Origin of the sequence: Clostridium sp. FS41, from assembly GCF_000954015.1 — a bacterium.
In the GTDB taxonomy this organism is placed as follows: Bacteria; Bacillota; Clostridia; order Lachnospirales; family Lachnospiraceae; genus Enterocloster; species Enterocloster citroniae.
In genome coordinates this window covers 1-694 of sequence record NZ_JYHN01000020.1, presented here as the reverse complement: position 1 = coordinate 694, position 694 = coordinate 1, and the positions used below count along the sequence as shown (strand labels likewise).

Sequence of the window (694 nt, the reverse complement as noted above, 5' to 3'; positions counted from 1 at the left end):
TCAATTCAATCCCTCCTTTCGGGCCGGGTAAAGGAGGTCTGATAGGTCCCGGCCCAGGGTCAGAAAGTATATCGTGACATATCGCAATCTGACCAAGTGTTGTTCTATGTATCATCCCTAAGGGGATTTGATACCTTGCTATAAGTAACTCTTTCCAAATTCCTGCCTAAAATCTTCGCGGCTGCCGTAATGTTCCTCATAATATTCCTGGGCCATCCGCTTAAGCTTATTGTCTATCTGCTTATTCTCTGCTGTTGCCTGGAACTGGGAGCCGTTTGGATGCAGGTCATATCGGAGCGGGATTATGAAGCCTCTATTTTCCGATTTTGGTCCATATCCCTGCCTGCCCTCAAATATATGGTGTCGCTCTACATATGGGCTACCTGTAAAATAGCAGTGGTCTAAATCATCCGTGAATACACTCCATAACTTTTTAGCCATCATACCCTCTTTTTATAATGCTGGTCATATATATCCATCATCCGTTCCAGTTCCTGCGGAGGAAGTGTCTCTATCCCCATCTCCTGGCACTCTGATACCAGCCCATTTATGAGCTTACTCATCTCATCGGTGTCATAGGTGCTGGAACCGCGTAGCATGATATATGTACGGAACGGGGTGCCATCGGAAGATATCTTAACCTCCGTGGTCGGCTTGATATGGTAAGTTTCAGCCTCCAGTGACCTGTCCGCAC

Annotated in this window: 2 protein-coding genes; both read right to left on the bottom strand. The window is 46.7% G+C overall.

Features of this window, described 5'->3' with window-relative positions; genetic code table 11:
• Positions 1 to 138 precede the first annotated feature (138 nt).
• Positions 139 to 441 (bottom strand): hypothetical protein, encoded by a 303-nt coding sequence (locus CLFS41_RS02530; RefSeq protein ID WP_045091357.1) that lies wholly within the window; start codon positions 439 to 441, stop codon positions 139 to 141.
• On the bottom strand, positions 441 to 694 hold a 254-nt coding region (locus CLFS41_RS29985), incomplete at its 5' end, for a hypothetical protein (protein WP_045091356.1). The genes CLFS41_RS29985 and CLFS41_RS02530, both read right to left, overlap by 1 nt.

Bases quoted from the DNA above. Each gene is read 5' to 3' on its own strand.
- CLFS41_RS02530 (WP_045091357.1), bottom strand. From the start codon at position 441: ATGGCTAAAAAGTTATGGAGTGTATTCACGGATGATTTAGACCACTGC.